Here is a 26,476-nt window from a genome sequence, read left to right on the forward strand (position 1 = left end):
CTGGTGAATATTTTCACAATTGGATGTGAAATAAATCACTTACTCTTTGAGCATAATGGAAACACCCTCATTTGTAAAGATGGTGATCCCAAAAAAATAGAGAGCCGCCCAATCGGACGGTTCTCCCAGTTGAGTGTCTGCTGCGGCTGAGTCATCGCTCGAGCAGTACGCCAATGCCTTTGACGACATTGTAGATGATCACCACTCCATAGAGTAAAGCGACAAGTATTCCGAAGAGGAAGAAGCCGGTGAAGGTAGGTGCTGCGAGCCACAGGATGATCAGGATGAACAGAGAGAGGAAGGGCAGGATGTGCGAGATCAAGGCTTTCTTGGCATGATGCCGTACTTCGTAATCATTGGAAAGAAAATATACGACGGCCGGGACCAGGAATCCGGCAAAGAAGATGCTGAAGTAGCAGAGGGCTGCGGTAATCTTCCTTGTATCCATAAGAAAACTCCTTTCTTTTAGGACGCGGATGGATGCTTAGTAATACGGGGGCACGCAGAGTACGTTGCAGAGCATGGGGCCCAAAGATATTCTTTTCGCCCGAATAAATATGATTATTGTTTTTTATCAATTGAAGGGCTTACAAGCCTGTGTATAACCTTGTCCACATTACCCCCCGGGCTCTACTTGGTATTAACCAGTTATTAACAGGCTATACACATGTTGTACACAGTAAATTGTGGATAAGAGGAACGCTTGTTCTAATTTTGGGTGCATGATAATATGATGGTACTTTAAGGAATAAGGTGATTCTTCCCATGAAATTGATTAGCAATGAGATTTTGGTGGATTCGTATTTCAAAGCCATCAGCCTGAAGCTGGAAGATGAATTTGTAGAGCTGCTCCTTGAGGAAATTCAACGCAGAGAGATCAAGTTAGACTACTATAAAGATGGAGACGCCCAGGTGAGCTGATGCCTGGGTTCTTTTTTTCGGGGGAGAAGCAGACGAAGCCGGAAGACGGTGTGAGATGAAAACTAAAAAGCGCCTCCTTCGAAAAGAAGGAGGCGCCGGTAAAACAGGCTACATCTTCATGTTGGAACTGTGACCTGGGGACAGCTTGGCGGTTGGGTCAATATAAACCTTAGCGTTGTTGATAGCCGTCGGTGCTTCGCCGAAGCCGACTGCGATCAGTTTCAGCTTGCCCGGGTAGGTCGTGATATCACCGGCTGCGAAGATGCCCGGAATGTTCGTTTCCATGCGGGAGTCGACGACGATCGAACCGTTGTCGATGTTCAGGCCCCACTCGGCGATCGGGCCGAGAGAAGAGACGAAGCCGAAGTTCACGATCACGGCATCCACGTCGTGAAGGGTTTCTTCTCCGCTCTTCACGTCCTTCAGGGTAACCTTCTCGATGCGGTCCTCGCCTTCGAGCTTCGTGATCTCGGTCGGGGTAATGACCTGCACCTTGGAGTTCATCAGGTTCTCCACGCTGTGCTCGTGGGCACGGAACTTGTCGCGGCGGTGGATCAGCTTCACGGAAGCCGCGATAGGCTCCAGCATGAGCGCCCAGTCCACCGCGGAGTCGCCGCCGCCGCTGATCAGCACGTGCTGGCCCGCGAATTGATTCAGATCGCTTACGAAGTAGTGGAGGTTTTTCTTCTCATAGCCTGCCGCTTCCGGAAGCTCCAGTCTTCTTGGCTCGAATGCACCAACGCCGCCGGTGATGATGACAGCCTTGGATTGGTGCGTTCCTTTGTCCGTCGTCACTTCGAAGAGGCGCTCATCTTTCTTCTCAACCTTAAGCACTTTCTCTTCGAGGCAAACCGAAATAGGGAAATGCTTCATTTGATTAAGGAGATTGTTGACAAGCTCCTGCGCCGTTACCTTCGGGAAGCCCGCTACGTCGTAAATGTACTTCTCCGGATAAAGGGCTGCGAGCTGGCCGCCGAGTTGCGGCATGCTCTCGAGAATTTTGACCGAGGCCTGACGCATACCGCCGTAGAATGCCGCGAACATCCCGGCCGGACCGCCGCCCACAATAATAATGTCAACCACTTCGCTAGTCATGTTGAAATGATGCACCTCCGTAACTTGTTAATCCACTACATTATAATCGGACTCCTCAGGTATGAAAATACGAGTTCCTCTTTTCATTTGAATGATTTAATTGATGGGGGTGATAATATATTTTAATTCGATTGTGCGGAGCAGGATGGAAAATAGGCTGTAACTCTAGGTAGATTGCCGATTTACGCGGGTTTTTAATCAAAATAAAGCTTGCTATTTCACACGTATCATTATATTATTTCAGGTGAATTGGTTAAAACTGTTTTCTAAAACGCACTTGACAAGCTTATAATTTGCGTAAATGAAGTGAAAAATAGGGAAAGAAAATCCTATTTTTTGGTCCTGATTGTGTAAAATTTCACAAATTGTTTTAGCAGATCTTATAAAAATAGAGAAAATCTACTGTGATGGAAGGGATAGAACCATGAGTCGAATTCCTAGAATAGTCATTTTGGGCGCAGGATACGGAGGCATTGTAACGGCTATTCGTTTGCAAAAAGAGCTGAACTACAATGAAGCGGATGTAACGTTGGTCAATAAACATGACTACCATTATATTACGACCCATCTGCACATGCCGGCGGCCGGGACGGATAACCCGGAGAACGCGCGTGTCAATATCTTGAAGCTGATTGATGAGTTCAAAATCGACTTCGTGAAATCCACTGTGGTCCAGATCCGCCCTCAAGAGAAGAAGGTCATCCTTGAGGAAGGGACGCTGTCGTACGATTACCTGGTCATCGGCCTGGGTGGGGAGCCCGAAACGTTCGGCATCCCGGGTCTGAAGGAATATGCGCTCAATATCCGCTCGATCAACAGCGTCCGGTTTATTCGCGAGCACATCGAGTATCAGTTCGCGAGGTTCAAGCGTGAGCCGTCCCGTACGGACTATCTGACCTTCATTGTCGGGGGCGCAGGCTTCACCGGCATTGAATTCGTCGGGGAGCTTGCCGACCGCATCCCTGAGCTGTGCAAGGAATTCGACGTCGATCCGTCCATCGTTAAAATATACAATGTGGAAGCTGCTCCAACAGCCCTTCCGGGCTTCGATCCGGAGCTTGTCGAGTATGCGATGAACGTGCTGAAGAACAAGGGCGTTACGTTCAAGATTGCCACCGCCATCAAAGAATGCACGCCGGAAGGCGTCGTGCTTGCTACGGGCGAGGAGATCAAGTCCGCCACCGTCATCTGGACCGGCGGGATCCGAGGCAACCATATGCTGGATGAAGCGGGCTTCGAAACGATGCGCGGGCGCATCAAGGTCGACGAAACGCTGCGGGCGCCGGGGCATGAGAACGTTTATGTGCTCGGAGACTGCTCCATCGTGATGAGCCCGGAGGGGCGTCCGTATCCTCCGACGGCGCAGATCTCGATGCAGCAGGCGGATGTCTGTGCGCACAACCTGGTGGCCCAGATCCGCGGGTCCCAGCTGAAGAGCTTCGAGTATAAGCCGAAGGGGACAGTGGCCTCCCTGGGACGCGGCGAAGCGATCGGGATTGTCGGCTCCAAGAAGATCAAGGGGGGCACGGCGGCGGTCATGAAGAAGATCGTCGACCTGCGGTACCTGTACATCATCGGGGGCATTCCGCTGGTTCTGAAGAAAGGCCGCTTCTAGCACGTGCGGCACTGCAGCGTCCAAGTTCGAGGGCTTCTGACCCGCGACGAGCTGGACCGCTACAACGCGCTGATCGACGTGGGCCACTACCTGGAAGCGCAGGACCGGTATGATCTCGTGCATACCGTCCAGAAGGAAATTGATATTCTGATTCTCCCCGCCATCGAGCGGCTCAAAGAAAAATCGCGGCAGCGGGACCGGGATACCGAGGAGTATCTCCGGCGCAAGGAAATCGAACGCCAAATGGCTCTCTTGGAAGCCGAAGACGATGAATAGCAAGTGAAGCAAGCCCTGTTTTACCGGTACTCCGGTAGCAGGGTTTTTTGTGTGTTATCCTACCCCGGTCCTGATATCACTTTTGGAATCAACTGCTTGTATCTTTCTTCGGAAGTTTCTCTTACTCTAGTGCTATTAAGCTACATAATCTACTAGAGGAGAAGACATCATGAAGAGAAACTCCATCCTGGCCGCATCGCTTGCCATGCTGATGCTTGGCTCCCTGACGGTTCCCGCGAACAAGGCGAAAGCGGTTACCGGCAAGGTCGTTCTTGGCTATTACAACGTCTATTATTCCGGAGATACCCAGTCATACAACTCGGTCTCCAGCTACGGCTCCTATTTTAACTCGATGTCTACGATGACGTTCAATGCGGATGCCACGGGCAATGTGACCGGCACGGCTCCTTCCAGCGCCATCACGCTGGCCGCATCGAAGGGCATTCAATCGTTCGCAGCGGTCACGAACCAGGCGAACGGCGCCTTCTCCTCCACTGTCGCTCATGCGATTGTCAGTGACCCGGCGGTCCGCGCGAACGCGGTGAACCGGATTCTGAGCACGGCCAAGGCAAACGGGTACCAGGGTGTGAACATAGACTTCGAAGATATGCTGGCTTCGGACCGTCCTTATTTTAATCAATTCATCAGTGAGCTCTCTTCTGCCATGCGTGCCAACGGACTGAAGACGATCGTATCCGTGATCGCCAAAACCAGCGATATGCCGACAAGCGCTTGGTCGGGTGTATACGACTACTACACCCTCGGGCAGTCGGCCGATCTGATTCAGCTCATGACCTATGACCAGAATGGTCCGTGGGGGGCTCCTGGGCCGGTAGCCGGACTGCCATGGGTGGAATCCGTACTGAAATACGCGGTAACGCAGATTCCCTCCGGCAAAATCATGATGGGACTGCCCGCTTACGGCTACGATTGGAATACGACGACGAATACGGGCCACAAAGCGGTGGCATGGAAGAATGTGCCGGCTCTGCTGACGAACAACGCAGCTTCCGCAAAATGGGATTCGGTACAGCAGTCGCCTTATGCCACCTACACGGCGGCTGACGGATCTTCCCATACGCTGTGGTATGAGAATGCGGACAGCATCCAGGCGAAGACGCGTCTCGCGGGTACGTACAACCTTGCGGGCGTGTCGATGTGGTGCCTGCGTCTGGAGGACGAGTCATTCTGGAAGGCCGTGCAGGCAGGTTTGGGTGCGACGACAACGAGCACAACGACAACGAGCACGAGCCCGACGACGAGCACAACGACAACAAGCACGAGCCCGACGACGAGCACAACGACAACAACGACTGCGAGCCCAATGACCAGCACGACTACTCTCGCGCCGAGCAAGTCTGCATATGCCGCGGGTGAGACCGTGTATGTTACGGCCAAGGTTACCGATGCGTACAGCAAGCCGGTGTCCGGAGCTTCCGTGACGCTCTCCGTGACCTCCCCAACGGGCGCGGTAACGAAGTATACGGGCACGACCGATTCCACCGGGGTCAAAAAGTTCATCATTTACACACAGAAGAAAACGTTGAAGGGGACTTATAAGGCCCAGGCGGTAACCGCCGCTTCGACCAAGATCACCACCAGCTCGGCAACTGCGACCTATACCATTAAATAATAGAAGAAAGCCGGATGACCCAGGCGGGACATCCGGCTTTTTCTATTCCTCTGCAGCGATGCCTAGCCGCTCTGACTACAGCTTCAGCATGGCCGCCATTTTCTCCTGATTCAGCAGGTTGCCCACATAGAAGTCGCCGAACTCGCCGAAGCGCGCGCTCGTCTCGTCGAAGCGCATCTCGTGCACGATCTTCTTGAACTGCAGCGGGTCCTCCGCGAACAGCGTGACGCCCCACTCCCAATCGTCGAGGCCGATGGAGCCGCTGATGATCTGCTTCACTTTGCCGGCATAATTACGGCCGATCATGCCGTGGCCGCGCATGAAGTTGCGGCGCTCTTCGGCCGACAGCATGTACCAGTTGTCATTGCCTTCGCGGCGCTTGTTCATCGGATAGAAGCAGATGTGCTTCGCCTTCGGCAGCGTCGGCTTCAGGCGGGCCAGGATGTCCGGATCCTGCATCGGATCGGTGCCGGGCTTCGCCATGTAACCCCCGAGCTCGACTACGGAGACATACGAATACGTCGGTACAGTCACCTGGGCGAAGATCGTTTTGTTGAACTCAGTTTCCAGCTCGTTCAGCTCATCCAGCGTCTCACGCAGGTGCATGAAGACGAAGTCCGCCTTCTGCCCGACGATGGAGAAGAACGCGGTGCTGCCCTGCTTGGCATCTTCCGTGTCCTGATAGCGGCGCAGCAGTCCGTACAGCTCGTCCTCCGCGCGGCCTCTCTCCGAAGCGGTCAGGCTCTTCCAGGCGTTCCAGTCGATCGCGCGGAAGTCATGTAGGCAGTACCAGCCTTCCAATGTATTGACGACTTCACTCATGGGGGATCTCTCCTTTGTATGTAGGGGGATAGGTTATTTTGCTCCGACAGACAGTCCTTCTTGCCTCATCATTGTAGCGAAAAGCGCCCCAAAGGGCAAATAAACCCAGGTGAAGATTCTCTGAATTCTTCCTTATATAGGAGGCTGCAGGGTAAACATTGGCCGGCTTCCGGCCGATATATGGAATAGTAGAGAGAGGAGGACTGCCGCATGCGGACCATCAGCACATTTCATCTGGGTATTCTGTGGGGAGTCCTCCTGAGCCTGCCCTTGTGGGCGGCGATCATCGGCTGGTTCCGGCTGATCTGGTCGCTGTTCGCAGGCTGAATTCCTTAAGGAATGGCAAGGCGGTGTGCGTACCCAAGTTCAACAAGCGTTCACTTTACCCTGATGGCGTTTTTATATACAATGGGACCATAAGGATAATAAGGGAGTGTTCGCCTTGCTGCAGTTAATTATCGTAACCGTGCTGCTGTTCGTTCTTTTCTTCGGGCTCGGTTTTATCCTAAACATGCTGATGAAGACCACCTGGTTCCCGATCTACGGCTACATTGCGCTGGTTATCGGGCTTGTCCTTTATTGGGGCTGGGGCACGGGCTCGCTGGCGTCCAACATCACGGAGTACTCGTTTGTCGACTATGTTCCCGCGGTGGGCGGTCTAATCGGAGCCATTCTGAGCGGCTCTACGATCAAGTATCTGCGCACGAACGGATACAAAATGTTTTAACGGATGCAATCGACGGGCCCTGCCTTTTTGGCGGGGCTTTGCTTTTCCTTACAGATCGGCAGACTGCAGACCCTGACGGGCTCCTTCTTTTTCCTCCTACAAGGATAGACCCACCTATGCTAAAATGAAGAGTAAGACTCAACACACGGATGGGGTTTTGACCAGAAATGCGGATTACGAATGGGCTCCACTTTAGTGAATATCACCGGTTCTGCGTGCTGCGCGACTTCTCGCTGAGCCCCTTGGATTACAAGGTGCTCGCGACGATGTACCAGCCGATGATCGGGGCGTACGCGGTCGCCGTCTACCAGACGCTCTTCCAGCAGCTTCCTTCGGACAAGGTAGGATGCTCGGCTATGGAGCAGCAGCGCAAGCTCTTCATGGCCCTTGAGCTCGAGTCCGGGGAGCGGGGCCGCCAGCAGTTCATCGAGATGACGTCGAAGCTTGAGGCCGTAGGCCTGCTGAAGACCTGCAGGCGGTTCGCCGCAGCGTCCGAGGACTATGTTTATGAATATACGCTCTTCCCGCCGCTGGCGCCGGGCGAATTCTTCCGCAACCAGCACCTGACGCTGCTGCTGAGGGACAAGGTCGGTAAGTACACGGTGTTTGCCCTCCGCGACGAGCTGCTGATGCCCGCAGCGGAGGATCTCAAGGATGCGAATTCCGAGAATCTGTCGGTACCGTTCTATGACCTGTTCCGGCTGAATACGCAGGTGATCGATTATGAGCTCGAGCAGGCCTTCTTCGAAGCTTCGGCCGCCGCCCCGGCCGAGACGAAGCCGGAGCTGGCTCCGAAGGGCTTCCAATATGCGGAGATCATCATGCATTTCCCTAGCTATTCGTCCAATCGGGAATACGTGGAGCAGCTCAAATACGAGCCGGAGCAGATGGCGACGCTGAATTTCGTCGCGAAGAAGTACAACCTGTATCTGACCGACCTGTGCCGGCTGCTGGATGAAGACGGGGTGTTCGACGAGCGGGGGCAGATCAATCTCGATCTGCTGCAGGCGAAGGCCAATCAGACCTTCCTGGCCGACCGCAAGCGCAGCGATGAGCGCAAGCTCGTGCTGGCCAAGATGGAAGGCGCAAAGCCGAGAGGGGACCAGGCCGCGGGGGATGCGGACGCGGAGGGCTCCGGCGACAAGGTCGTCGAGATGGAGTTCTATCTGGAAGTGCCCGACAAGTTCGTGGGCGAATGCAACCAGCATCAATATAACTATATTCTGCGCAATGAGCCGTATACGTTCCTGCTCGACATGATCTTCTCCAATGGCTCGGTGCCGACGAAGCTGCTTGAGATCATCGCCGAGATCGTGCTTGTGAACGGGCTCCCGGAACCGGTGATTAACGTACTTATTCATTATATCTATGTCAATAAAAGATCATGGTCCAAATCGTCGATCGTCGTGACCGCTACCGACATGCTCGGCAAGCAGATCACAACGTTCGAAGGGGCGGTCCAGTATATCCGGGAGCAGGAGAAGTTCCAGCAGCAGCAAAAAGCACGCGGGGTGGCGGCCGGCGGCGCGAACGCCAGAGGGGGACGTGGGCGCCAGAAGCCGGTAATCCCGATCGTGAAGGAGACGGCGCCGAAGAAGCTGTCGGCGGCCGAGCAGGAAGAGCTGCGCCGAATGGCCGAGCAGCTCGACAGGCAGCGGATCCGCAAGGAGTAGCGGCTTGATATCAATAGACATCTTGGGAGGGTGAAGCCGGATGGAATCGCTTGGGGAAATGCTGAGCAAAGGGCAGGGACGCAGGCTGCTGCAGCAGGCGGAGGACAAGCTGCGTGAAGTGGCGACCGATCCGATGATCGTGAAGCTGCGGCAGAAGTATCCGCAGCTCGATTATCAGACGATGAAGCTTAACCTGAACAAGCTGCATCAATATGTAAAGGAATACGAGAACTGCTCGAACTGTCCGGGGCTCGACAAGTGCCCGAATGACATGCAGGGGCATTACTCGATGCTGTCGGTGGAGCCGGGGGAGGACCGCACGCGGGTGCATGACCAGAAGGTGGCCTGCAAGAAGTTCCTTGCCCACGAGGCCCAGCAGTCGGTACGCAAGCGGATCCGCAGCTTTTATGTGGACGAGCGAGCGCTATCCGAAGGCTATTCGACGATCGAAATCATCGATAAGGACGATGAGCGGCAGCCGGCAGTGCAGCAGCTGCTTCGCTACATCTTCCGCACGCGCCAGGACGGGCTGCAGAAGACCGGGCTCTACCTCGAAGGGCACTTTGGCACGGGGAAGACGTTCCTCATGTGCTATATGCTGCATGAACTGGCGCTCGACGGGTACACCGGCGCGATCGTCTATATGCCGGATTTTGCGGAGGACCTTAAGTCGATGTTCAACGATCCGATGAAGCTCAAGGAGACGATCGACATCCTGAAGGAGACCGATCTGCTTGTCTTCGATGACATGGGGGCGGAGAACCTGAATCCGTGGCTGAGAGACCATGTCATGGGCGCCATCCTCAACTACCGGATGAACCGCAAGCCCACGTTCTTCACTTCGAACCATGACCTCGATGCGCTTGAGAAGCACTTCAGCTTCACGAGCAAGGACGGGGACGAGGAATTCAAAGGGCGGCGCATCATGGACCGGATCCGGCCGTTCGTGGAAGTCGTCTCAGTGTCCGGTTATAACAAGCGGGGCTCGGTATCCTGAAATGTCCCCATAACCGCCCGCCGGTTAACGGCACAAAAAAGCCTCTTTCGCCCGGATGGACGGAAGAGGCCTTTTCTCTTGTTCAGGAATCGTTACTTGACCAGCAGCGAGATGATCGTTGCCGCAACACCGATCAGGAAGAGGATACCGAAGAATACGCCGAAACCCATGGCCGTATCCATCAGATCGTCCCGGCCTTCCTCATACACGTGCAGTTCCGGATGTTTCGGATCGTTCGTCATGACAAGTACCTCCTTGACACACATATAGAATTAGTATACCCAATTTTCAAGAGGCATGTAAAGGACAGGAAGTGACAATTGTGCAAACTTTGGTCCGGTTGAAATGTGGGAGTGATGTGGTATACTTTACATGTTGACTTTATTCCGCAAAAGGAGAGATTTGAACTATGGCTATCGTGAATGTATCTGACCAGTCCTTCGGTGCCGAAGTAGAAGGATCCGGTACGGTTCTTGTTGATTTTTGGGCTCCTTGGTGCGGACCGTGCAAAATGATCGCTCCTATTCTTGAGGAGCTGGATAAAGAGATTGGCGAAAGCGTCAAAATTGCGAAGGTCAATGTGGACGACAATCCGGAGTCCGCCTCCCGCTTCGGCGTGATGAGCATCCCGACGCTGATCGTCTTCAAGGACGGCCAGCCGGTGGATAAGGTTGTCGGCTTCCAGTCCAAGGACGCGCTGAAGAACGTGCTGGGCCGCCACCAATAAGAGGCAGCAAAGCTCTCGCGTGATGAGGAAAGTGTAAGAGAGCAAGGCTGCGCGCAATTTTACACTTTCTGAGTCATGAACCAAAGCTCTTTTTCTGCTATGCTGGGAAAAAGAGCTTTTTGCCGTTGTCCTCCGCGGACCGGCAGGGAAAGGGGAGAAACCGAAGATGACGACGACACAGGGGGAGCTGACCCCCGAGGAGCGCCGCAAGGTGCGGGAGAGCATCAAAAATAAGCTGGCGCTCGTTCCGGAGCAGCCCGGCTGTTATTTGATGAAGAACCGCGACGGCAAGGTGATTTATGTCGGCAAGGCGAAGGTGCTGCGCAACCGGCTGCGGTCCTATTTTACCGGGAGCCACACGATCAAGACACAGCTGCTCGTCAGCGAGATTGTCGACTTCGAATATATTGTAACGGAAAGCAACATGGAAGCCCTCATTCTGGAATGCAATCTGATCAAAAAGTACTATCCGCGTTATAACGTGCTGCTCAAGGATGACAAGTCCTTTCCCTATATCAAGATTACGAATGAGGAACACCCGCGTCTCGAGGTAACCCGGCGGGTGGTGAAGGACAAGGGCAAGTATTTTGGCCCCTATCCAAACCCCTATGCCGCGAACATGACGATGAAGCTGCTCGAGCGCCTGTATCCGCTACGCAAGTGCCGCACACTGCCGGATAAGGTGTGTCTTTATTACCATCTCGGTCAATGCGTCGCCCCCTGTGAGTATGAAGTAGAGCAGGAGACCTATGACAAGATGGTCACGGAGATCGCGAAATTCCTGAACGGCGGGCATAACGAGATCAAAAAGGACCTCAGCCGAAAGATGCAGGAGGCGGCTGAGGAGCTGAACTTCGAGCGGGCGAAGGAGCTGCGCGACCAGATCCAGCATATTGACACGGTGATGGAGAAGCAGAAGATCACGACGACGGATGCGACGGACCGGGACGTCTTCGGCTTCGCGATCGAGAAGGGCTGGATGTGCGTCCAGATCCTCTACATGCGCCAAGGGAAGCTGATTGAACGCCATGCGTCGATGTTCCCTTACTACGGGGAGGCTTACGAGGATTTCCTGTCGTTCGTCACGCAGTACTACAGCGAGAATCCGGCCCTGCCGAAGGAAGTGTTCCTGCCTTCGTGGGGCGAGGAGGAGACCGGGGCGGAAGGCGAAGCGGCCGCTGCCGCCGAGCGTGTGGAAGACACCTCCGGTACGGCCGAAGCGGCGGCCCAGCAGGGAGACGAGGAAGCCGCGCCGGAGTCGAAGAAGTACATCAAGGAAGCGCTCGAGAGCTGGCTGAAGGTCAAGGTTCATGTGCCGCGCCGCGGCCTCAAGAAGAACATGGTCGACATGGCGAACGAGAATGCGAGGGTCGCGCTCGACGAGAAGTTCCGGCTGCTCGCCCGGGACGAGGAGCGGACGGTGAAGGCCGTCGAGAATCTCGGTGAGTACTTGGGCACAGGTACGGTACGGCGAATCGAGGCGTTCGACAACTCGAACATCCAAGGCTCCGACCCGGTATCGGCGATGGTCGTCTTCACCGACGGCAAGCCGGATCGCAAGGAGTACCGCAAGTACAAAATCCGGACCGTGCAGGGACCGGACGACTACGAGACGATGCGGGAAGTGGTCCGCCGGCGGTATGAGCGCGTCCTCAAGGAAGGACTGGCGATGCCGGATCTCATCGTCATCGACGGCGGGCGGGGCCATCTGTCGGCGGCGGTCGATGTACTCGAGAATGAGCTCGGGCTCTATATCCCGGTCTGCGGCCTCGTCAAGGACGCGAAGCATAAGACGGCCCAGCTTCTGATGGGCGACCCGGCCGAGATCGTTCCGCTGCCGCGGGACAGCCAGGAGTTCTACCTGCTGCAGCGCATCCAGGAAGAGGTGCACCGCTTCGCGATCACCTTCCACCGGGAGACCCGCGCCAAGTCGATGGTCGTCTCCACGCTGGACTCGGTGCCGGGGATCGGCGAGAAGCGGCGCAAGGCGCTCCTGAAGCATTTTGGCTCGCTCAAAAAAATAAAAGAGGCTCAGCCCGAAGACTTTAAGCCTCTTGGTATCGGAGAAAAGCTGGCCTTGACCATCCTCCAGTCCCTGAACGGGACGGAAGGGGAGGCTACGGCTGGGGAGCCGGAGGAAGCGGATTCGGCGGAAGCTCCTGAGGAGCACGCGGAGGCTTAGGCTTCGGTCCGAACCGGTCGTGAAGCCAGGAGAGCAGCCAGCCTGCCAGCGCCGGCAGGAGCAGGTAGAATGCGCCCACGGCGGTGTTGGCGGCGCTGCCGGTGATCATCAGCGACAGGCCCATCAGGATGGAGTCCATCGCCGCATGGGCGAAGATCGCCGTCAGGAAGCCGTAGCGCAGGAACACATAGCCGAAGATGAGGCCGATGACGGTCACTTCGATGAGCCGGGTGTACACCGGGTAGATCGGATACTGCGTATGGCTCATCGCCCAGATGATGCTCGGCAGCAGTACCGCCAGGAAGCGGCTGCGTGTGAGCGACAGCACCAGGGCGATGCCGAGCAGCCGGTACACGGCCTCCTCCGAGATGGAGGCCGCCCAGGCCATCAGCGGGAAGACGCCGGGGACCCGCATGTTGTAGACCGAGTCGGCCGGGTCGCTCACGGCCCAGACATCGAACAGCTCGGCGGCGGCGAAGAACATGACCTGCTGCAGGCCAAGCACGAACAGGCAGAAGAGGTACCCGCGGACCATAGCCGTACGGACGCTGTCTCCGAACGAGGCGTCGCTCCAGACCGGCCAGGGGTTCAGTCCTCTGCGCAGCCACAGCTGCCTGCCGGCCAGCAGAGACAGATAGGTCGATGCCGCCATGAACAGCACGAAGATGTTGACGAACCATAAGTAGAATACGGCCTGCGGCTCGGACGGGCCGCTTCCGTGCTCCGTGCGGAAGGCCGGGAGCATGTTGAAGTTATTGAGCAGATACACGCCGGTGAAGATCAGCGTGAGGACCAGTCCTCGGCTGAACCGGATGTCGCGGCGGCCCCGGATAATCAGGATGAAGGCCGTCAGCGTCATGACGGTGGACAGGCCCATGGAAGTCCAGGTCATCAGGGAGGCCTTGTCATCCTGGGCATTCTGCCAGTCGATGAAGGCTTCAGGCACAGGAAACTCGGGACGGAATAAGGTGATCCGGCCCCGGGTTTCTTTGACGTGCAGCTCAAGCGGGGATTCACCGATGGTGTCCGCTTTGCTCCGATACACCCGAAGGGTATTCGGGCCCGGCGCCTTCGATCCGCCTGGAACCAGGGCGAACGTATCCGGGGAATACCCCAGATCGGTCAGGGTCTGCCGGATGACGGCTTCGGAGTCCGGAGCGTTCTCCGAAGAGACGCCCTCGCTGCGGGCGGTAGCCGAACGGCCGGTTTCCCAGCCGATGATGCCGAGATTGGTATAGTTCACTTGGATATAATGGGTAAGTCCGGTGTCCGGTTCGCCGATCTCCACCTCATAGAACTCCAGTGGAAGTTTCTCTCCGAAGCGCTCCTGATATTCGTCGTACAGCCGCTCTTTCTGCAGATAGCCGCTCTGCTGTTTTACGGCCTGGTAGATCACATGGGTCGCGGGATTCTCCGCTCGGAGGCCCAGCTTCTCCCTGGCAAAGCGCAGGGCGGCATCGGCGGCCTGCCCCTGTGTAACGGAGGGAACCCCCTCAGTCGCTTCCTCCATCCGTTCGGCATCCTCCATATAAGGACTGAACAGGTTGACACCGAAATAAAGAATGCATCCGATCACGGCAAGCAGCAGAAGCGACGGCTCCTTGATTCGCTTGGACATGGACAGCTCCTTTTGGGACAGAAATGGGTGAGGTATATTATATTCTTCTAAATTAGCATACATGCTTCCGCGAAATCCAATGATTTCAAGAGCAAGCGCAGGAAAACAGATGATTGGGAGAGCGTCAATAGGGAGATAACGCTTACAAATACCCTTTCCAGGGGATTATCGTGACTTTTAGGTGAATTACGCCTTTGTGCTGCAGAGTAAAGAGGATTATAATTCAAATCAATTGAATAAAAAGCCGAATTTCTTAAGGAAAACGGGGGAACCATGAGTTTAGGGGTGAATTCATCCAAAGGCCGTTTAAGGCCGGTGATGATAGGGTGCCTGTACATCCGAATCCGTCAGCTAACCTCGTAGGCTTTGTTACAGGAACCTATTTTTTGGCATTGGGTTTCCAGTGTCTTTTTTTTGCGCAAAAAAGCCTTTATTTCGAGAACCGAGGTGTACGATATTTGAAGCCAGCCGCCAAGAAATTCGAGCTGAAGCCGCCGCAGATTCTGGTGCTCGGATTCGCAGCCATTATTCTGATTGGCAGTATTCTTCTGTCGCTGCCTGTGGCCACAGCCAGCGGTCAGTCGACACCGTTCCTCAATGCTTTATTCACCGCAACCTCCGCCACCTGTGTGACCGGTCTGGTTGTCGTCGACACGGGAACGTACTGGTCTGTCTTCGGACAAATTGTCATCATCCTGCTGATTCAGGTAGGGGGACTTGGGTTCATGACCATGGCGACGCTGTTCGCCTTCGTACTCAAGAAAAGAATATCGCTCAAGGAAAGGCTGATTCTGCAGGAGGCGATGAATCAAGGCTCGATGGAAGGGATCGTACGGCTCATCCGCAAGGTGATTCGGTACTCGCTGACGATCGAGGCGATAGCCGCAGTAATCTTCTCCATCCGCTGGTCGTTCGACCTGGGAGTCTCTAAGGGCATTTATTACGGAATCTTTCATGCGATCTCTTTCTTCAATAATGCAGGCTTCGACCTGTTCGGATCGGTTACGGGGAAATTCAGTTCCCTTACCGCCTACGCGGACGACTGGGTGATTAACCTGGTTTCCATGATGTTAATTATTCTTGGAGGTCTCGGGTTTATCGTGATCTCCGATTTGATTGAATATAAGCGGATCAAGAAGCTGTCGCTGCATTCCAAAGTGGTGCTGAGCGCCACGGGACTGCTGATCGTCATCGGCACGGTGGTCATCTTCTTGTTCGAGCTGACGAATGCGAAGACACTGGGCCCGCTGACCTGGTCAGGCAAGTTCTTAGCCTCGCTCTTCCAATCCGTATCCCCCCGTACGGCGGGAGCCAACACGGTGGATATCGCCGGAATGCGGCAGGCGAGTCAGTTTTTTACCATCATTCTGATGTTCATCGGTGCTTCGCCGGGCTCTACGGGCGGGGGGATCAAGACGACCACCTTCACTACACTGGTGGGGGCGATCGTGGCCATGATCCGGGGCAAGGAAGACATCGTCCTCTTCCATTACCGGCTTGGCAAGGACCGGATTCTCAAAGCCATCACCCTGACGATGATCGCGCTGTTCCTGGTGATCTTCGTTACGATGCTGCTGACGACCACCGAGGATCATTCCTTCCTGATGATACTGTTCGAGGTGACCTCGGCTTTCGGAACGGTGGGACTCACCATGGGGCTGACACCGGATCTAACCGAGTTCGGCAAAGTAATGATCTCGCTTACGATGTTCGCCGGCCGGCTCGGCCCGCTGACCTTAGCTTATGCTCTCGGACCTAAAGCCGAGAAAGAATTATACCGTTACCCGGAAGGTAAAATTACGATTGGATAGGGGAACAACAACACATGAAACGCAGTCAATACGCTGTCATCGGACTGGGCCGCTTCGGCTCCTCCGTAGCAAAGGAACTCATGAAGCTTGGCTATGAGGTGCTCGGCATTGATAAGGATGAGGAGTCTGTCGAGGAAATGGCCGACAAGCTGACCCATGTCGTCGTAGCCGACGCTACGGATGAAGAGGTCCTGCGGTCTCTCGGCATCCGCAACTTCGACTGTGTGGTCGTCTCGATCGGGGATGATATCCAGTCGAGCATCCTGACGGCCATTCTGCTGAAGGATATCGGTGTCGGTACGGTTGTGGCCAAAGCGCTCTCGGAGCTCCATGGCAAAGTATTGAGCAAGATCGGTGTGGACCGGATCATCTATCCGGAGCGCGATATGGGCATCCGGGTGGCGCACCAGCTGGTCTCGCCGAATCTGCTGGACTATATCGAGCTCTCGAAAGAGTATACGATTGCCGAGCTGGCCGTTCCACGGTGTCTGTCCGGCCGTTCGCTGAAGGAGCTTGATACGCGCGCGCGGTACGGCTGCAGTGTGGTGGCCATCAACAAGAAGGATGGCGTCATCATTGCCCCTACCGCAACCGATACGGTGGAAGAGAAGGACATTATGGTCATTATCGGGACGAATCAGCAGATCGAGACCTTCGAGAATGCGGTTATCCGCTAACGGGCCGGCGTTCACGAACAACACGATTAAGCAAATCAAAATGGTGGGATGACGAAATGGAACAAGGAATTTCACTGGAACATGTAATGTATCTGCTTGTCATCGTCCTGCTGACGGGAATGCTGGTGGGCCGGCTGGCCGGTCTTCTCAAGCTTCCGGACGTTGCGCTGTTCCTGCTTGCCGGCATCGCGCTTGGCCCCCTCCTCCACTGGATTGAGGAGCCGAGCAGCTCCTTTACGAACCAGTTCATTCTGACGGTGGGCTCCACCCTGATCCTCTTTGACGGTGGGCGCAATATCCGGCTCGGGGGTCTCAAGAAGGTCTGGCTTACGCTTACGCTGCTCTCGGTTCCGGGCGTGCTCATTACGTGTGCGATCGTCGCGGCGGCTTCCCATTGGCTGCTTCATCTGCCGTGGATGTACGCGCTTCTCCTGGGTGCCATCATCTCGTCAACCGACCCGGCGACATTGATACCCGTCTTCAAGCAGGTGAAAATCCGGGCCAAAGTCAGGGAGACGGTGGAAAGCGAATCCGCCTTTAACGACGCAACCGGATCGATTCTTACGTTTACCCTGCTTGCTGCGGTAACCGGCGGGGGAGCGATCTCCGTAGGGGGCTCGGTCAAGGAGTTCCTGATTACCGCGCTGGGCGGTATCGGGCTCGGGATTGCGATCGGATTTGTCCTTGCTTTCTTGGCGGCCCACATGTCGTACGGCTTTCTGCGGGACTACTCGGGGATCGTGATGCTGGTGGCTGCGGTGGGCGCGTATCTTGCAGGGGAGATGCTCCATGTGAGCGGGTTCATGGCCACCTTCACCGCGGGGCTCATCTGGGGGAATGCGGAGCTGTTCGGGCTGGATTTTGCCGACCGGAAGCAGGAGCTCCATCATGTGGCGGAGAACCTCACGGTCATCCTGCGGATGCTGATCTTTATCCTGCTCGGCAGCCAGGTCGACTTTGGGATCATCTTGGACTATCTCTGGCCGAGTCTCGGGGTCATCGCCATCTTCATGCTGATTTCCCGGCCGATCACGGTTCTCTTGTGCGCTCTTCCCGACACTCGGGCGCAGTGGGAGCGCAATGAACTGCTCTTCATGTTCTGGGTGCGCGAGACCGGCGTCATTCCGGCCGCACTCTCCGGCATGGTGGTGGGGATGGGCGTAGAGCATGCGGATATCATCGCTTCGGTCACCTTCCTGGCCGTGCTTGTCACCATTCTGCTGCAGGCCGGGACGACAGCCTATGCGGCACGGAAGCTCGGGCTGGAGGAGAAGCCGGGGCCATAGGTCCGGCCGGCGTTCCCCATCTCCGCGAATATCGCTATATAATAGAAGAAACGGATTTTCCCGCGCCAGGATCCGCCTATGGTGCGGGGGTGCCGCCCTCCGAACGGAAGTGAAGGACGGCATGGTCGATAAACCGGCGTATGGAAGGCTCCAGAACGGCATCCTCTGTGAACAGCAGGGAAGTCGTTCTTTTCGTTTGCTCGAGCTCGGGAATGTAACGCACGGTGACCTCGTTGTCCGCCAGCCAGTTGTGCCGCAGATAGGACTCCGGCAGAAGCGTAGCCGCCTTGCAGGTAGAGACCAGCCGGATGATGGCCTCGAAGGAGTCGATCTCCATCTTGACGTCGGGATACACCTCGTACCGGTGGAACATCTCGTCCATGAGCACGCGGTACCACGTGCCGCGGGAGAAGAGGATCATCGGCAGCTCGTGGAGATCGCGGATGTCGACTTCTTCGTTACCCTGAAGCGGATGCACTTCAGGCAGCACGAGGCAGAGATGGTCGTCGAACAGCGGCACACAGGTCAGCGCCGGATCGGACATCTGGGAAGCCACCAGCCCGATGTCGACCTTCTTGTCCTTGACGAGCGGGACGATCTCGTGCGTCTTGCCGGTCACCGCCTTAATATCCGTATGCGGATAAGCCTGCGTGTAGATGGTGATGAGCTCCGGCAGGGTGGACTGCAGCGTAGTCAGCGACGCGCCGATGATAATGCTGGCAGGCTTGCTGTCGGTGGAATAAGCCTGCAGCGCCTGACGGAGCTTGCGTTCGAGCCGCTTCTGCTCAATCGCATATTCATAGCAGATCTCGCCGGCGCGGGTCAGCTCGAGCCGCTTGCCCCTGCGCTTGAAAAGCGCGACCCCGAGCTCCTCTTCGAGCCGCATGATCTTGCGGGAGAGGGCGGGCTGCGATAGATTCAGGAGCTGCGAGGCTTTATTGAGGCTCTGCTGCTCGACGACAGCAGCGAATTCAATGAGATGTTCCATGGGAGCGGCCCCCTTTTTACGGATTGGTTATGCATATAGGTTATAAGAGGATATAAATAATCTGCACTTCCATTATAAGCGAAACGGGAGTAGTATGGTAATGTCACGACATGTTCACAAAGATTGCCGCGAACTGCATAAAAGATTGTCGATTCATGGAAAATAAGATGGGGTTTCTCGGTTGACGCTCTAGGTACGCGGGAGTACAATGGTAAATGGTTTTGGCGAATCGGTGACAAGCCTTATCTTGAGGGGGGAACGGATTGTAATGTTTAAAAACTCGTATTATTCTCGAAAGCTGCATTCATTGTTGGGTGTTATCCCGGTCGGTTTCTTCCTGATCGAGCACCTGCTGACGAATTACTCAGCGTTCAAGGGAGGGCATGAGGGATTCCTGGAGCATGTCGAATGGCTTCACGGCCTTCCGCTCGTGCTTGTGCTTGAAATCTTCGGGATCTGGATTCCACTGGCTTATCACGCCATCTATGGACTGTATGTGGCTTACACCGCCCGCAACAACGTGAATAACTACGGTTACTTCCGTAACCAGATGTTCTTCCTGCAGCGAGTAACCGGTGTCATCACCTTCATCTTCGTGGCGTTCCACTTCTTCCAGACACGTTTCCAGATTACGCTTGGCAATGTGGCGCAGGAAGCCATCGGCGTGCAGATGCACAGCATCGCAACCGACACTGTTAACTTTGTATTCTACTGTATCGGGATTGTGGCCGCCGTGTTCCACTTCAGCAACGGGATGTGGTCTTTCCTCGTCAGCTGGGGCGTTACGGTAGGTCCGCGGGCACAGCGTGTTTCCACTTACGTGTGGATGGGTGTGTTCGTAATCATGTCTATTATGTTCATTCTGTCTCTGACGGCCTTCACGGATCCGCAGTTCCAGCAAGTGCCGCAGATGGCTACGCACTAAGGGGGAACGGACAATCATGGCGAATTCTAAAATTATCGTAGTCGGTGGAGGCCTGGCAGGCTTGATGGCGACCATCAAAGCAGCAGAGGCCGGCGTACACGTCGACCTGTTCTCCTTGGTACCGGTTAAACGTTCTCACTCCGTCTGTGCTCAGGGCGGCATCAACGGTGCCGTCAATACCAAAGGGGAAGGCGACTCGCCTTGGGAGCACTTCGACGATACCGTATACGGGGGCGACTTCCTTGCGAACCAGCCGCCGGTTAAAGCCATGTGCGAAGCCGCACCGGGCATCATCCACCTCATGGACCGGATGGGCGTTATGTTCAACCGTACGCCGGAAGGTCTCTTGGATTTCCGCCGTTTTGGGGGGACGAAGCACCACCGTACCGCGTTTGCGGGCGCAACGACCGGCCAGCAGCTGCTGTACGCGCTCGATGAGCAGGTACGCCGCTGGGAGACCGCCGGTCTTGTCAAGAAGTACGAGCACTGGGAGTTCCTCGGCGCGATTCTCGACGACGACGGCGTATGCCGCGGGATCGCAGGGCAGGACCTGCGAAGCATGGAAGTCAACACGTTCAAAGCCGATGCGGTTATCCTGGCAACAGGCGGCCCCGGCATCATCTTCGGCAAGACGACCAACTCCGTCATCAACACCGGTACGGCGGCGAGTGCCGTGTATCAGCAGGGCGTGCACTATGCCAACGGCGAGTTCATCCAGATTCACCCTACGGCGATCCCGGGCGACGACAAGCTGCGTCTCATGTCCGAATCCGCACGCGGCGAAGGCGGCCGTGTATGGACGTACAAGGACGGCAAGCCATGGTACTTCCTTGAAGAGAAATATCCGGCGTACGGCAACCTCGTACCGCGTGATATTGCAACGCGGGAGATTTTTGCGGTCTGCGTAGACATGAAGCTCGGCGTCAACGGCGAGAACATGGTTTACCTTGACCTGTCCCATAAAGATCCGAAGGAACTCGACGTGAAGCTCGGCGGGATCATCGAGATCTACGAGAAGTTCATGGGCGACGACCCGCGGAAGATTCCGATGAAGATTTTCCCTGCGGTCCACTACTCGATGGGCGGTATGTGGGTCGACTACAACCAAATGACGAACATTCCGGGCCTCTTTGCCTGCGGCGAGTGCGAATACCAGTACCACGGTGCGAACCGTCTCGGTGCGAACTCCCTGCTGTCCGCCATCTTCGGCGGGATGGTGACCGGTCCGAAAGCCATCGAGTATATCCGTGGCCTCGACAAGTCGGCCGACGACATCTCCTCCTCCGTCTTCGACCGTTACGGCAAGCTGCATACGGACAAGTATGAGAGCATCCTGAAGATGGACGGCAAAGAGAATGCGTACGTGCTGGGCAGAGAGCTCGGCGAATGGATGACCGATAACATGACGGTTGTTCGCTATAACAAGAAGCTGGAGCAGACGATCGCCAAGATCAACGAGCTCAAGCAGCGTTACAAGAACATCAATATCAATGACTCCGCACGCTATAACAATCCGGGGGTTGCTTACACCCGCCAGCTGTGGAACATGCTCGAGCTCTCTCATGCGATGACCCTCGGCGCCCTGCTGCGTGACGAAAGCCGCGGAGCTCACTATAAGCCGGACTTCCCTGAGCGTAATGACGATCAGTTCCTGAAGACGACCAAGGCGACATGGACGGCGGAAGGCCCGCAGATCTCGTACGAGGAAGTCGACGTCTCACTCATTGCACCGCGTAAGCGTGACTATACGACCGATAAGAAGAAGGGAGGTCATTAATCATGGCCGAAGCAACCGCAGCTGCAAGCAGGAAGGTTAAATTCATCGTCACACGCCAGGATTCCGCAGACGGCAAGTCCTACACTGAGGAATTCGAAGTGCCTTACCGCCCCAACATGAACGTCATCTCTGCGCTGATGGAGATTCAGCGTAACCCGGTGAACGCTTCGGGCAAAGCAACGACGCCGGTATGCTGGGAATCGAACTGCCTTGAGGAAGTGTGCGGCGCCTGCTCCATGGTCATCAACGGCAAGCCGCGCCAGGCGTGCTCCGCGCTCGTCGACAAGCTCGAGCAGCCGATCCGTATTGCGCCGATGTCCACGTTCCCTGTCGTGCGTGACCTGGTCATCAACCGGGAGCGGATGTTCTCGGCGCTGAAGAAGGTCAAGGCATGGATCCCGATCGACGGCACGTACGATCTGGGACCGGGGCCGCGTATGGCGGAAGCCAAGCGCCAGTGGGCCTATGAGCTGTCCAAATGCATGACCTGCGGCGTCTGCCTGGAGTCCTGTCCGAATGTCAACGACAAGACGGACTTCATCGGGCCGGCGGCCGTATCGCAGGTGCGTCTGTTCAACGCTCACCCAACGGGTGAGATGAACGCGCATGAGCGTCTCGAAGCGCTGATGGAAGACGGCGGCATCGAGGGCTGCGGGAACTCACAGAACTGCGTGCGTTCCTGCCCGAAGGGAATTCCGCTGACGACTTCCATCGCGGCGATGAACCTCGACACGACAAAGCATCTGTTCAAGAAATGGCTTGGTGTGTAAACAGGTCTTATCCGGCTTCTCTTCACTGCGGCAGCAGGGAAGGGGAGCTTTTTTCATAGAGGGCTTGAAAAATCATTGACGGGCAGAAATGGAGGAGGTAAAATGTGTTTAAACGTTTCAATTAACAGGATGAAGGACCTTACTCTTCATTTCTGCAAGGTAAAGGGGTTGTGGATGGCATGAGCAGAAAACGCCAGATTACTATCGTAGATCTTGCTGAAGCGGCTGGCGTTTCGATCGCTACGGTCTCGAACGTGCTCAACCGCCGGAATGTTCCGATGTCCGAGGAGACGATCCGCAAGGTCGAAGAAGCCGCGGAGCAGCTCGGCTACCGCCGCAACGTCATGGCGGCCAGCCTCAGCCGGCGCAAGTCCTATGAGCTCGGCATGCTCGTGCCCGGCTTCGGCGGCTACTACGGGCGGTTCGCCGAGGAAATGCAGCGCATGGCCCACCTGCACGGCTACCACTTGTCCGTGTTCTCGGCTGCCGGCTTTGATCCGGAGATCGAGAAGCGGCATCTCGACGTGCTGCTGCAGCGCCGGGTTGACGGCCTGTTCTGCCACGGTCTGGCGATGTCGCAGGAAGCGACGCGGCAGATTGTCCGCGACGGAACGCCGCTCGTGCTCTTCAACGGCTGGGGCTGGCCGGGCGATATCGCCATCGGGGCCGTCAATCTCGACTTCGCGGGCGGTGTGGAGGCAGCTGTGCTGCATCTCTATGAGAGCGGCTGCCGGCGGCTCTATTACCTCAGCCGGCCGGAAGCGCATGCGGTGGACGCGCAGCGGCGGCTCGGGTTCCAGGCGGGGCTCGCCCGGCTCCCGGAGCGGGTGCCATCCGATATTCTCGAGACGCAGCGGTACCCCGGTTCGGTAGAAGAAGCCGTGGAAGGGATCGGAAAGCTCGGAGCGGGTGAGGGACCGGTCGGCTTGATCGGCTTCGATGACTTTACGGCCTTCACTTTCATGTCGGCCGTACAGAGCCTGGGGTTCCGGGTGCCGCAGGATTACAAGATCATCGGCATCAACAATGATCCTCTGTCCGCGCTCTGCTATCCGGGACTGTCGACGTTGGATATCCCTTACAACGATCAGGCGAAGCTTGCGATGGAGCTCATGCTCGAGAAGCTCGGTGGCAATGAAGGGGAAGCGGAAGAAGAACAGACGCCTCAGGAGAAGACCACCGCTGTCGATACCCCGGAGATCCGTATTCCGCTCGGGCTCATTGCCCGTTTGTCCACCCAGCCTTAGGAGAAATGATGAATGCTGGTCCCATCCCAATCCGAAGAGGAGTGTCCGGCTAATGACCTTGTGGCAGCAGGCCATCGAAGATGCGGTAGGGAAGACGAGAGAGAACATCAACCGGTTTGGCGACAGATTCCCTCATGTAGGTGCAGGAGACAAGTACATTCTGAACGACAATACGGACTGGACCGAAGGCTTCTGGTCCGGCATGCTCTGGCTGTGCTATGAATACTCGGGCGATGCGATCTTCCGTCAGGCCGCACGCCGCACGGTCGACAGCTTCCGCCAGCGGCTCGATCAGAACCGAGTGCTTGATCACCATGATATCGGCTTCCTGTATTCGCTCTCGGCCAAAGCCCAATGGCTGATCGAGGGGGACGAAGAGGCCCGGAAGCTCACGCTGGAAGCAGCCGATGTCCTCATGCGGCGCTGGCGTCCCCAAGGCGGCTTCATCCAGGCATGGGGGGCAGAAGGAGACCCGCATAACGGCGGCCGGATCATCATCGACTGCTTGATGAATCTGCCGCTGCTGTATTGGGCTTACGGGCAGACGGGAGAAGAGAAATACCGTGACGTCGCCGTACGGCACGCAGATCTTTCCCGCCGCTTCCTTGTCCGGGGAGATGACTCCTCGTATCACACGTTTTTCTTCGATCCGCAGAACGGCGATTCGCTGCGCGGTGGAACGGCCCAAGGCTACCGGGACGGCTCCACTTGGACGCGGGGGCAGGCCTGGGGCATTTACGGCTTCGCTTTGTCCTACCGGTATACGAAGAACCCGCTGTACCTGGAGACCTCTCGCAGGCTGGCCCGCTTCTTCTACGAGCATCTGCCCGAAGACAGCGTAGCGTACTGGGACTTCGATGCGCCGGTGAACGGGGAGACGCGCCGCGACAGTTCGGCTTCGGCGATTGCCGCAGCCGGCACAATCGAGCTGCTCTCGCATCTGGACAGTGCGCATACGGAGCGCGCCTACATCGAAGCGGCCCTGCAGCGTTCGGTCACTTCCCTGGTGGAGAACTACTCCACCATGGGCCAGCCCGACGCGGAAGGCCTGCTGCTGCACGGCTCTTACAGTGTCCGTGACAACAGGTCGCCGGACGATTATATGAGCTGGGGCGATTACTTCTACTTGGAGACGCTGCTCCGGCTGGAGCGGGACATTCCCGGCTACTGGTACGAACGGGGACAGGACTGATTCATTCATATGCCTTTATAAGTTGGGTGCATGGCGGTACGCCGACATGGATAACCCCCTTTCTCCAGCCGAACGCTGGGGAAAGGGGGTTGTTTTTTGGGGGGGGGGCCAAGGATGAAGGCATCAAGAGAAGGACTGGCCTTCTTCCTTGCTGCGCAGGAATTCCCTACCGTAGTCACCGTGCGGATGGATTGTCGCATGCTCCGTTTGGATGGTGGAGTGCTCGATGCCGAACCTCTCCTTCAGCGTCTCGTTGATGGCGAGGATGATGCAGAAGGGCTGCACTTTTTCGTCAACGAAGACATGGGCAGTCAGCGAGTAATGGTCGCTCGATACGGCCCACAGGTGCATCTCATGCACGTCTTCGACGCCTTCGACATTGCCGATGGCCGAACGGATCTCATCGAGATTGAAGCGGTCAGGAACGGATTCCATCAGAATGAGATACGATTCCTTCAGAATCTTGACGCCGCCTGCGAAGATGATGCCGCCGATCAGCATACTGACCAAGGGATCGACCCACTGCAGCCCGGTAAAATAAATAATGACGGCCGATACGATGACACCGGCAGAGCTAAGAAGATCACCGATAAAGTGCCATAAGGCGCTCTGGATATTGAGATTCTCCTCTTCCTTCATGCTGCGGCTGAGAACCAGCGTCAAGGTCAGGTTCACGAGAAAACCAATGGAGGCGATGCCCAGCATCAGCTTGAAATCGATCGTCTGGGGCTCGATGAACCGGCGCCCGCCTTCGATGAAGATGCCGATGGCGATGACGGCGAGGGCCAGCCCGTTCAGGAACGAGGCGATGATCTCGAAGCGCAGATAGCCGAACGTGAACTGGGCGTTGGGCGGACGCGAGGCCAGATAGATGGCGGTCATGCTCAGCCCGAGGGCAATGACGTCCGAGATCATATGAGCCGAATCCGAGAGGAGGGCGAGCGAATTGGAGAGCAGGCCGCCGACGATCTCCACGACCGTGAAGAAAGCCGTGAGAAGCAGCGTAATCCATAAGGTTTTCTTGGAACGGGACTGTTCCTTGACATGGTGCAGATGATGGTAGTCGTACATGGGATCACCGACCTTTCCTACAGTGTATTCTCCGGAAGTCCATGCTGTATGTTGTCCGGATGGCTGGATTAGCCCAGTATTCTCTAGCTGTCATCCACTAGAAGGAATAGAGTGGCTGTATGTCTCGGATTATACGTCAAGGCTGAAATTTTGGCAAATACTTTAATTGATAGCGATTTTCAGCGATTTGATATTGATTTTCATTATAATGATAAGTTTTATCAAAGATTTGAAAGCCTTTCTCATTATCATGAGAGTCTTTCTCATTATATCTGCAGCGCTTTCAAATTTGTTACACAACTGAAATCTATTTGTTACATGCTTTTCATCTTAAGGCTGTATGATAAGTCTCAAGACCCCCTTTTTAATATATACACCTTAAGGCCCTCCCCGTTGGAGGGCCTCTTTTTTTGTCTTATTAAAACTTCTACAAAAAAAGACCTGTA

At 55.9% G+C, this 26,476-nt stretch carries 24 protein-coding genes and 1 riboswitch; of the genes, 17 read left to right on the plus strand and 7 right to left on the minus strand.

All coding sequences use genetic code 11. The annotated features are described in order from the left end of the window. Window positions 1-151: 151 nt before the first annotated feature. Window positions 152-448: a DUF4870 domain-containing protein gene (locus ACP26L_RS06440; protein WP_426451740.1), complete on the minus strand. Its 297-nt coding sequence runs from the start codon at window positions 446-448 to the stop codon at window positions 152-154. A gap of 317 nt (window positions 449-765) precedes the next feature. Here ACP26L_RS06440 and sda point away from each other — a divergent pair, with 317 nt between their 5' ends. After that, complete coding sequence (gene sda, locus ACP26L_RS06445) at window positions 766-921, plus strand: sporulation histidine kinase inhibitor Sda (RefSeq protein ID WP_013917435.1); 156 nt, start codon at window positions 766-768, stop codon at window positions 919-921. A 108-nt stretch (window positions 922-1,029) separates the two neighbouring features. Here sda and ACP26L_RS06450 read toward each other — a convergent pair whose 3' ends face one another. Beyond that, complete coding sequence (locus ACP26L_RS06450; protein WP_426451741.1) at window positions 1,030-2,016, minus strand: NAD(P)/FAD-dependent oxidoreductase; 987 nt, start codon at window positions 2,014-2,016, stop codon at window positions 1,030-1,032. A gap of 424 nt (window positions 2,017-2,440) precedes the next feature. Here ACP26L_RS06450 and ACP26L_RS06455 point away from each other — a divergent pair, with 424 nt between their 5' ends. The 3 genes from ACP26L_RS06455 (at window position 2,441) to ACP26L_RS06465 (ending at window position 5,540) form a co-directional block, all read left to right on the plus strand. Next, complete coding sequence (locus ACP26L_RS06455) at window positions 2,441-3,631, plus strand: NAD(P)/FAD-dependent oxidoreductase (protein WP_426451742.1); 1,191 nt, start codon at window positions 2,441-2,443, stop codon at window positions 3,629-3,631. A gap of 3 nt (window positions 3,632-3,634) precedes the next feature. Then, the gene (locus tag ACP26L_RS06460; RefSeq protein WP_426451743.1) at window positions 3,635-3,907 is read left to right on the plus strand and encodes a hypothetical protein; all 273 of its coding nucleotides are present in this window, start codon (window positions 3,635-3,637) and stop codon (window positions 3,905-3,907) included. 169 nt (window positions 3,908-4,076) lie between these two features. After that, window positions 4,077-5,540 carry a glycosyl hydrolase family 18 protein gene (locus ACP26L_RS06465; protein WP_426451744.1) on the plus strand — a complete coding sequence of 488 codons (1,464 nt, stop codon included), beginning with the start codon at window positions 4,077-4,079 and terminating at the stop codon, window positions 5,538-5,540. Window positions 5,541-5,615: 75 nt separating this feature from the next. Here ACP26L_RS06465 and hemQ read toward each other — a convergent pair whose 3' ends face one another. Further along, window positions 5,616-6,362: a hydrogen peroxide-dependent heme synthase gene (gene hemQ, locus ACP26L_RS06470; RefSeq protein WP_426451745.1), complete on the minus strand. Its 747-nt coding sequence runs from the start codon at window positions 6,360-6,362 to the stop codon at window positions 5,616-5,618. Between the two features lie 442 nt (window positions 6,363-6,804). On the opposite strand from hemQ, the gene ACP26L_RS06475 reads away from it, so the two are divergent. From ACP26L_RS06475 to dnaI, 3 genes are all read left to right on the plus strand, one after another. After that, window positions 6,805-7,089: a YuiB family protein gene (locus ACP26L_RS06475; RefSeq protein WP_426451746.1), complete on the plus strand. Its 285-nt coding sequence runs from the start codon at window positions 6,805-6,807 to the stop codon at window positions 7,087-7,089. A 167-nt stretch (window positions 7,090-7,256) separates the two neighbouring features. Further along, window positions 7,257-8,762 (plus strand): helicase DnaB, encoded by a 1,506-nt coding sequence (locus ACP26L_RS06480; protein ID WP_426451747.1) that lies wholly within the window; start codon window positions 7,257-7,259, stop codon window positions 8,760-8,762. 40 nt (window positions 8,763-8,802) lie between these two features. Beyond that, a complete protein-coding gene (gene dnaI, locus ACP26L_RS06485; protein ID WP_426451748.1) occupies window positions 8,803-9,759 on the plus strand; it encodes a primosomal protein DnaI in 957 nt (318 codons plus the stop codon). 92 nt (window positions 9,760-9,851) lie between these two features. On the opposite strand, the gene ACP26L_RS06490 is transcribed toward dnaI, so the two are convergent. Beyond that, the gene (locus tag ACP26L_RS06490; RefSeq protein WP_426451749.1) at window positions 9,852-10,001 is read right to left on the minus strand and encodes a YqzM family protein; all 150 of its coding nucleotides are present in this window, start codon (window positions 9,999-10,001) and stop codon (window positions 9,852-9,854) included. A 167-nt stretch (window positions 10,002-10,168) separates the two neighbouring features. Between ACP26L_RS06490 and trxA the strand changes: the two genes are divergently transcribed. Together trxA and uvrC are read left to right on the plus strand one after the other, a co-directional pair. Next, window positions 10,169-10,486, plus strand: a complete 318-nt coding sequence (gene trxA, locus ACP26L_RS06495) for a thioredoxin (RefSeq protein ID WP_426451750.1) — start codon at window positions 10,169-10,171, stop codon at window positions 10,484-10,486. Between the two features lie 166 nt (window positions 10,487-10,652). Continuing rightward, a complete protein-coding gene (gene uvrC / locus ACP26L_RS06500; protein WP_426451751.1) occupies window positions 10,653-12,668 on the plus strand; it encodes an excinuclease ABC subunit UvrC in 2,016 nt (671 codons plus the stop codon). Here the strand turns inward: uvrC and ACP26L_RS06505 are convergent. Next, on the minus strand, window positions 12,604-14,286 hold the full coding sequence (locus ACP26L_RS06505) for a CPBP family intramembrane glutamic endopeptidase (RefSeq protein WP_426451752.1): 1,683 nt from the start codon (window positions 14,284-14,286) through the stop codon (window positions 12,604-12,606). The two genes, uvrC and ACP26L_RS06505, sit on opposite strands and share 65 nt — an antisense overlap. 232 nt (window positions 14,287-14,518) lie before the next feature. Further along, window positions 14,519-14,667: riboswitch (cyclic di-AMP (ydaO/yuaA leader) on the plus strand. Between the two features lie 77 nt (window positions 14,668-14,744). Between ACP26L_RS06505 and ACP26L_RS06510 the strand changes: the two genes are divergently transcribed. Genes ACP26L_RS06510 through ACP26L_RS06520 form a run of 3 tightly spaced genes read left to right on the plus strand, consistent with a single transcriptional unit; the run spans window position 14,745 to window position 18,060 of the window. After that, a complete protein-coding gene (locus tag ACP26L_RS06510) occupies window positions 14,745-16,097 on the plus strand; it encodes a TrkH family potassium uptake protein (RefSeq protein WP_426451753.1) in 1,353 nt (450 codons plus the stop codon). A 14-nt stretch (window positions 16,098-16,111) separates the two neighbouring features. Next, window positions 16,112-16,774, plus strand: a complete 663-nt coding sequence (locus ACP26L_RS06515; protein WP_426451754.1) for a potassium channel family protein — start codon at window positions 16,112-16,114, stop codon at window positions 16,772-16,774. A 56-nt stretch (window positions 16,775-16,830) separates the two neighbouring features. Further along, window positions 16,831-18,060 carry a cation:proton antiporter gene (locus tag ACP26L_RS06520; RefSeq protein WP_426451755.1) on the plus strand — a complete coding sequence of 410 codons (1,230 nt, stop codon included), beginning with the start codon at window positions 16,831-16,833 and terminating at the stop codon, window positions 18,058-18,060. Window positions 18,061-18,136: 76 nt separating this feature from the next. Here ACP26L_RS06520 and ACP26L_RS06525 read toward each other — a convergent pair whose 3' ends face one another. Then, on the minus strand, window positions 18,137-19,048 hold the full coding sequence (locus ACP26L_RS06525) for a LysR family transcriptional regulator (RefSeq protein ID WP_426451756.1): 912 nt from the start codon (window positions 19,046-19,048) through the stop codon (window positions 18,137-18,139). Between the two features lie 268 nt (window positions 19,049-19,316). On the opposite strand from ACP26L_RS06525, the gene ACP26L_RS06530 reads away from it, so the two are divergent. The 5 genes from ACP26L_RS06530 to ACP26L_RS06550 all read left to right on the plus strand — a co-directional run bounded on the left by ACP26L_RS06530 (window position 19,317) and on the right by ACP26L_RS06550 (window position 24,959). Continuing rightward, the gene (locus ACP26L_RS06530) at window positions 19,317-19,973 is read left to right on the plus strand and encodes a succinate dehydrogenase cytochrome b558 subunit (protein ID WP_426451757.1); all 657 of its coding nucleotides are present in this window, start codon (window positions 19,317-19,319) and stop codon (window positions 19,971-19,973) included. A gap of 16 nt (window positions 19,974-19,989) precedes the next feature. After that, window positions 19,990-21,750, plus strand: a complete 1,761-nt coding sequence (gene sdhA, locus ACP26L_RS06535) for a succinate dehydrogenase flavoprotein subunit (RefSeq protein WP_426451758.1) — start codon at window positions 19,990-19,992, stop codon at window positions 21,748-21,750. 2 nt (window positions 21,751-21,752) lie between these two features. Beyond that, a complete protein-coding gene (gene sdhB, locus ACP26L_RS06540) occupies window positions 21,753-22,520 on the plus strand; it encodes a succinate dehydrogenase iron-sulfur subunit (RefSeq protein ID WP_426451759.1) in 768 nt (255 codons plus the stop codon). A 179-nt stretch (window positions 22,521-22,699) separates the two neighbouring features. Beyond that, complete coding sequence (locus ACP26L_RS06545) at window positions 22,700-23,767, plus strand: LacI family DNA-binding transcriptional regulator (protein WP_426451760.1); 1,068 nt, start codon at window positions 22,700-22,702, stop codon at window positions 23,765-23,767. Between the two features lie 52 nt (window positions 23,768-23,819). Next, window positions 23,820-24,959 (plus strand): glycoside hydrolase family 88 protein, encoded by a 1,140-nt coding sequence (locus tag ACP26L_RS06550; protein WP_426451761.1) that lies wholly within the window; start codon window positions 23,820-23,822, stop codon window positions 24,957-24,959. Between the two features lie 123 nt (window positions 24,960-25,082). On the opposite strand, the gene ACP26L_RS06555 is transcribed toward ACP26L_RS06550, so the two are convergent. Further along, entirely contained in the window at window positions 25,083-26,030 is a 948-nt protein-coding gene (locus ACP26L_RS06555) for a cation diffusion facilitator family transporter (RefSeq protein WP_426451762.1), read from the minus strand. Window positions 26,031-26,476: the final 446 nt, after the last annotated feature.

It is taken from the genome of Paenibacillus sp. S-38 (assembly GCF_049942825.1).
Lineage (GTDB): Bacteria > Bacillota > Bacilli > Paenibacillales > NBRC-103111 > Paenibacillus_G.